This window comes from Micromonospora sp. NPDC048830 (assembly GCF_043198215.1).
GTDB lineage: Bacteria > Actinomycetota > Actinomycetes > Mycobacteriales > Micromonosporaceae > Micromonospora.
Map to the genome: position 1 here is coordinate 1 of NZ_JBICUP010000097.1, position 6,094 is coordinate 6,094.

Sequence of the window (6,094 nt, forward strand, 5' to 3'; positions counted from 1 at the left end):
CACAGCACGTGGTCGGGCATGACTTCCAGCGCCACGATCGACCAGCCATGCTCGTCACACTTCTGTCCGATCAGGTCCCGCAGACGTTCGGCGACCGGGCCGACGAGCACGGGGCGGCGGTACTTCGGGCACCACACCACGTGGTATCCGAGGCTGTACGCCGCCCCACGGTTCGTCTGATATTCGGCCACGAACCTAGTATACGCATGGCACGTAACTAACGGAGCAGCATCAGGGCAGCGATTCACCTGCCGCCTGAAGACGGCAGCCCTCTCGCCTCAAATCGGTAGGTGCAGAGCAGGGTCTGCCTGGAGTCGGCCACCGCCGACCGGGAACCCAGCTCGCGCCCGGCCCGTCGCTGCGCGAAGAACGACACCGCGATGACGCGCAGTGCCACCCTCTCCCGCGCCTGCGGGTCACGTCCGGCGAACTGCCACGCCACCGCCACCGCCGAGGACACCTCGATGACGGAGTCGAGTCCGAAGCCGATCAACGCGGTGGACGACGCCGCCGCACCGGCAGTGATCGCCACCATCGCCTCGACGACGTTGTAGGTGATCGTCGCCGCCACCAGCAGCCGTACCCGTCGAACGAGCACGGCACGCCGCGCCGCGGGGGCGCCCTGCTGGGCGTGGAGGGACGGGGCGGCCATCAGCAGCAGCGCTTCTCGTCCGCGTCCGCGCAGGCGGCGGGGTCGACGGCGAGGACCAGACCCAGCAGGTCACCCAGCGCGTGAGCCAGGCGGGCGTCGGCCAGCTCGTAGCGGCTGCGCCGCCCCTCGGGCACCGCCACCACAAGGCCGCACCCCCGCAGGCAGGCCAGGTGGTTCGACAGGTTCTGTCGCGTCGTGCCCACCAACTCCGCCAGCTCGGCCGGATAGCCCGGGCTCTCCCGCAGGGCCAGCAGCAGCCGGGCGCGGATCGGATCGGACAGGGCATGACCGAACCGAGCCAGCACCTGCCCGTACGTCGACGTCTCCACACCGGCACTGTACATCAGCCAGTGTATTCAGCCCATCGTGTACCAACCCGCCGTCTCGGCCACCACCGCGCGGAGAAACTCCTCGGCCTGCGGGACACGCGGGGCCGGCATGGCGGGCGTCACAGATGATCACCCGCCCGCCGTCCCGTTCACCGTCCGGCCAGCTTGTCCAGGTCCACCACGTCGACAGCGGCCGGCTTCTTGATCTCGGCGAAGGCCGCACCGAACTCGGTGAAGGTCATCTCCCCCTCCTCGCCGGCAGGGGCGTCGATACGCACCGGGTACGGCTCGCCGAACCTCGCCACCCACAGCGTGCCGCCGTCGCCGCCTTCGTCCACCACGCCGACCGCCGGGGTGCCGGCGACCTCGGTGGCCTCGCTCTTGGTCACCGTTCCCTCCGGCTCGAACATCTTGTCGACGACGGCCAGGGCGAACAGCCCACGGAGGTCCTGGTCATCCTCCGGAACGACGGCCCAGCGGCCATCCATCAGCTCGGTGATCGTGGCTGCCGCCTCCGCGCCGGCGGACAGCGCCCAGAACTTCTTGTCCGGGCGGATGAACCGTTCGTCGTCCACCAGGAGCACCTCCACCGTGGCGCCCTGCATCGTCACCGTCCCGTGCATGTCCCCGCCGCTGATCTTGAGATCCACACGGATCGGCGTGCCGTCGTCCTCCGCGGAGCCCTTGATGTGGAACGACTTCGCCGCCTTCGTCGCCGCGAGCGACCTCTCCAGAATCTGCTCCGGCGCGAGCGCGGCGATGCCGTTGTCGGCCGGCGTCGCCCAGGCGGCCACGTCCGCCCCGTCGCCGGCGTTCCCGCCGCAGCCCGCCAGCAGCGCGGCCACCGCGGCCAGCGCCAAAGCCGTACGCCTCATCGACATGGTCATGGTCAACTCCTCCCACGCCGCCCCCGTCACGTGGCAGCGAGACAGGTTATCGCCGACCGGCGCGTGGGTGTGCACTGCCCGAGCGCGCCAGGATCCTGGTCACCACGAGTAGTACAGGGTCGCTCGCTGCTGGGTGTCGTCGACCACCCAGCGCAGGTAGTCACTGCGGCCGGTGGAGTTGTTGTAGAACTGGTAGTACACCGTCACCTCGGCACCGCCGGTGCCGTTCTTCTGGCTCACCTCGTACCGGTACGACGAAAGGCTCCACAGTGACGTCCAGTACGACGCCTGGGGCAGGGTCGAGTAGCTGCGGACGACCCGGGACCGGGCGTCGAGGATCTTGACGAAGCCGCCGTTGTAGTAGCTGTTGCTGATGTACGGGTACTGGATGAAGACCGCTTCCGTACCCGCCAGGCCGTTGGTGTCACCGAACGCGCGCTGGTCGAAGCGGGGGTCGACGATCTGGGTCTGCAACGAGTAACTGGTCAGTTGGCCGGTCTGGGTGCTGTAGACCTTGACGAGGCCGTAGTCCGGCTGGCTCTGATAGAGCGTCTGGTACGTGAACAGCAGGTCGTTGCCGGCCAGGCTGTCGAGGTCGTACTGCCAGTCCCAGGAGAGGTTCCCACCGGAGGCGACCTCGGACATCGTCCGGGTGCGGTGGTTGACGATCCAGGTCTTGCGTTGGTTCAGGACGGTACCCGGCGTGGTCTTCCAGGAGACGGCGAGTTCGGCGCCGGCGATGCCGTTCAGGTCCGACGGCGGGCTGAACAGCACCCAGTCGTAGCTCGACGCGCCGGGAATCTCGTACCCGTAGCAGACGCCGCTGTCGAGCAGGTAGACGAAGCCGATCTCGGCGAACGTGCCGGTGTGCCGGTCGTAGACGGTTTCCAGCGCACTGTCGCCGTCGAGGTCCCAGCTACCGAGAACCGTCGACACGTTCGGGTTGCAGCCTGTCGCCCCGACCACCACGGCCTGCGCCGGAGCGGCGGCGAGGCCCACCACCAGGGCAGCCGCGGACACGACGGTGAGTAGACGCCTGATCATGCAATCTCCTCGATGCTCGCCCAACCAACCAGGAGCCGGACCGGTTGCCGCTGCGGCACGTCCACCGACCATGCTGGCCGCCACCGGCACCGACCGACAGCCACTAACCATAGATGATGGTCTAAGTAATTGCAGCCAGGTAGCCGGCGGACGCCTGTTTCAGGCTCAGGCCCCGCCGCCGGGCAACTCCGGCGGCGGCAGCAGTGGCAGCTCGACGGCGGCGACCGCCCGCACGGTGGAGTGTGCCGGCGGCAGCCTGTTGACTCTCGGCAGGCGACTGTGCACCCGGCCCTGGCCGGTCGGGTCCGGTCGTCGGCTCACCTCGCAGGTCACCATCCGGATGGGCGGAGGCGGCGCGGTGAACCGGGCGGCACCCCAGCGCACCCAGAGTGCGACCCGTCCCGCATCGGCCTCGGCGAGCAGCTTCTCCCAGGTGCGGCGACGCGTACCGTGGTCGATCTCGACGACGACCGGCGGCCCGTCCGGACGGGCACAGGCCACGTCGAGCACCGACTGCTGCGCGGACATCGGCGGCGGCAGCGGCAGCACGCTGGCCGCCCGCCGGTAGACCCGCCAACCCCGCTTTCCCGCCCAGTCGGCCACCTCGTCGATCAGCCGGGCCGTGACCTGGTCCGTGGTCAAATTCGTGAAGCCGACTGCGTCGAGCCGATCAGCCAGCGACGCCGCCAACCGTTCTCCGTCCTCACCGACCGCCACGGCCGCAGGGTAACCCCGCAACCGGCCGTCCTCCCCGGCGGGGCAGCACGGAAGTAGCGTGCATCAGGGCAGGAACTGCTCCTCGAACCTGACGACGGTCCCGTGCCGCACGGTCAGCCAGAACGGCAGCACCGCGATGGCCGGCGGGGTGAGCGCCGTTTCCTTGTTCTGTTGCTCGAGGAATGCCGGGAGGGCGGCGAAGCTGATCGTCTTCGTGTCCGTGCCGCCCAGCGTCGACAGCACCACGCACTGCGCGTCCGCAGCGACCGGCAGCGTCCGCAACCTCTTGTTCCTGTTGACGATCACGTAGTCGTTGTCCGGGCCGTCGGGGTTCTCCGGGTGCTCCTTCTTCCACTCCGCCTTGGCCGCGTCGCCGGTCAGGAACTCGATCAGGTCGAACGTGACGGTGTTCCCAGTGGTGTCCAGGCCGGTGAGGTAGACCGGGCTCCGGCCGTCGGCCAGTACCGGTGAGGCGTCAGCCGACGGCCCGGCCGTGGTGGCTGCCGGCGCGGTGGTGGCCGCAGTGGCCCCGGGGACCGCGTCCGTCCCGGTGGAGGCCGGTTGCTCCGTCGCCGGCTTCCCGGTCGTCGCGGATCCGCCACATCCGGCCGCCCCGCCCAATGCGAGCGCGAGTACGGCCGCGCCGCCAACGGCCCGGATCCACATGTCCACGCGCTTCATGTCCGCTCCCGCGTTGATGATCAGGTCGCGCAACATTATGAGGACGTCCGGACCGGTTTTCCCGCCGGCTGTCGGAAACCTACCAGGCTGAGCACAGTCCTCCATCGCCGAAGGACACCCGAGGATCGAGCGCTCCGCCGCTCGACGTCCTGCCTGGCGCGACGATTGCCCGCACGGCATCGAATCTGCCGCCGACCAGGGACACATCGCTGCGGCGGCCCGCCGCACCGGGAATACTGTCCGACCGAGTCGAGTGATCGTCAGGAGTACCAGTGATTCGTCCCAAGATCGGTTTTCAGATCCCGTGCCGGCTGCCGGCACCGGAGATCGCCGTGTTCGCGAAGTCGGTCGAGCGGGCCGGGTTCGACGAGGTGTGGGTGGTCGAGGACTGCTTCTTCGCCGGTGGGATCGCCGCCTCGGCGACGGCGTTGGCCGCGACCGAACACATCACGGTCGGCATCGGGATTCTGCCGGCGGTCGCGCGTAACGCGGCGTTCACCGCGATGGAGGTTGCCACGCTGGCCGAGATGCACCCGGGCCGGCTCAGCTGTGGACTGGGGCACGGTATGCGGGACTGGATGCGCCAGATCGGCGCGGCGCCGGCCTCGCCGCTGAGCGCGCTCGGCGAGCACCTGGACGCGGTCCGCCGGCTCCTCACCGGCGAGGAGGTCACGGTGCGGGGCCGCTACGTGCGGCTGGACCAGGTGGCCCTGGAGTTCCCGCCCCGACAGCCGCCGCCGGTAATCGCCGGGGTACGCGGTCCCAAATCGCTCGAGGTGGCGGGCCGCTACGCCGACGGAACGCTGCTGGCCGAGCCTGTCACGCCGGCCTACCTCGCGGCGGCTCGCGCCTCGATCGAACGCGGACAGGGCGGCGACCGGCGCCCGCACCCGATCACCGCCTACGCGCTGTGCCATCTCGACGAGGACGCGGCGACAGCCCGCGACGCGGTGCGTCCGGTGCTGGCCGCCGCGATCACCCACCCGGCCTGGTCGGCCCATCTCGACCCGTTGGGCCTGGCCGGACAGCTCGCTCAGATCGCCGCGCTGCCCGAGGCCGAACGCGCCGCCGCCGTACCGGATTCGTGGGTCGACGAACTCGCCGTGGTCGGTACTCCGGCCGACTGCGTCCGCCGGATTCGCGAACTGCACGACGCGGGTGCGGACAGCGTCGTGCTCTCCGCGGTCGGCGACCTTCGGACGCAACTCGACCGCGCGGCGGCAATGGTCGGCATGCTGACCGACACCCGCTCCTGACGGGAACAGGGGCCGAGCTGCCGGGGCGCTCCCCATCGTCCGTGGGCGTCCGGCATCGGGCCTCGGTCGTCACCCGGTTGGTCACGAAGCCTGGACATCGGGCATCAGCGGCTCCTCAGCAGGCCTCGCATCCCGCGCGTGGTCCCTGTGTCTCCTTCGCCACCACCAGCGCAGCAGCCGGAACAATCCCCTCACGGACGCCGGCACAGGAGCGGTCCGACAGCGGTCACGGCGACGAGCTGCCAGACCTGCGCGTCGCCCGGATGCGCCACCCGGTTGAACACGATCAGCGCGGCCATCACCCACCAAGCGACTTCCGCCCCCAGTCGCGCACCGTGGCCAGCGTGCGACGCCAACCCTTCCGTACCGGAGAATCGGGCACCTCGCCCCTGGCCACCAGGGCCATCCAGCGGCGCCCCGAGACAGCCAGCGTTTGACTTCCTCTGCCCCCTGAAGAGGGCAGATTCCTGGCGGCGCTCATGCGGCACGCCGGGTGGTTGACGCTTCGCAGCCCACAGGTGCCGGGCT

General features: G+C 69.9%; 7 protein-coding genes and 1 pseudogene. 1 reads left to right on the plus strand and 7 read right to left on the minus strand.

The genetic code is table 11. The features are described from left to right. The 7 genes and pseudogenes from tnpA to ACGFIZ_RS33850 form a co-directional block, all read right to left on the minus strand. Nucleotides 1-191: IS200/IS605 family transposase (gene tnpA, locus ACGFIZ_RS33820; protein ID WP_393427315.1), on the minus strand; the 191-nt coding region annotated here is incomplete at its 3' end. Between the two features lie 95 nt (nt 192-286). After that, nucleotides 287-652: pseudogene (locus ACGFIZ_RS33825) on the minus strand (hypothetical protein); the annotation flags it as partial. Continuing rightward, nucleotides 652-996, minus strand: coding sequence for an ArsR/SmtB family transcription factor (locus ACGFIZ_RS33830; RefSeq protein WP_393427318.1), 345 nt, complete (start codon nt 994-996; stop codon nt 652-654). The pseudogene ACGFIZ_RS33825 and the gene ACGFIZ_RS33830, both read right to left, overlap by 1 nt. A 134-nt stretch (nt 997-1,130) precedes the next feature. Continuing rightward, nucleotides 1,131-1,868 carry a hypothetical protein gene (locus tag ACGFIZ_RS33835; protein ID WP_393427321.1) on the minus strand — a complete coding sequence of 246 codons (738 nt, stop codon included), beginning with the start codon at nt 1,866-1,868 and terminating at the stop codon, nt 1,131-1,133. Between the two features lie 99 nt (nt 1,869-1,967). Continuing rightward, nucleotides 1,968-2,912, minus strand: a complete 945-nt coding sequence (locus ACGFIZ_RS33840; RefSeq protein ID WP_393427324.1) for a hypothetical protein — start codon at nt 2,910-2,912, stop codon at nt 1,968-1,970. A gap of 165 nt (nt 2,913-3,077) precedes the next feature. Beyond that, entirely contained in the window at nt 3,078-3,629 is a 552-nt protein-coding gene (locus ACGFIZ_RS33845) for a hypothetical protein (RefSeq protein ID WP_393427327.1), read from the minus strand. 63 nt (nt 3,630-3,692) lie between these two features. Next, nucleotides 3,693-4,310, minus strand: a complete 618-nt coding sequence (locus tag ACGFIZ_RS33850; RefSeq protein WP_393427330.1) for a hypothetical protein — start codon at nt 4,308-4,310, stop codon at nt 3,693-3,695. 272 nt (nt 4,311-4,582) lie between these two features. Between ACGFIZ_RS33850 and ACGFIZ_RS33855 the strand changes: the two genes are divergently transcribed. Then, nucleotides 4,583-5,566 (plus strand): LLM class flavin-dependent oxidoreductase, encoded by a 984-nt coding sequence (locus ACGFIZ_RS33855; RefSeq protein ID WP_393427333.1) that lies wholly within the window; start codon nt 4,583-4,585, stop codon nt 5,564-5,566. The last annotated feature ends 528 nt before the right edge of the window (nt 5,567-6,094 follow it).

Excerpts from the sequence above, each read along its gene's own strand:
- ACGFIZ_RS33830 (WP_393427318.1), bottom strand. The coding sequence starts at position 996 with ATGTACAGTGCCGGTGTGGAGACGTCGACGTACGGGCAGGTGCTGGCT.
- ACGFIZ_RS33835 (WP_393427321.1), bottom strand. The coding sequence starts at position 1,868 with ATGACCATGTCGATGAGGCGTACGGCTTTGGCGCTGGCCGCGGTGGCC.
- ACGFIZ_RS33840 (WP_393427324.1), bottom strand. The coding sequence starts at position 2,912 with ATGATCAGGCGTCTACTCACCGTCGTGTCCGCGGCTGCCCTGGTGGTG.
- ACGFIZ_RS33850 (WP_393427330.1), bottom strand. The coding sequence starts at position 4,310 with ATGAAGCGCGTGGACATGTGGATCCGGGCCGTTGGCGGCGCGGCCGTA.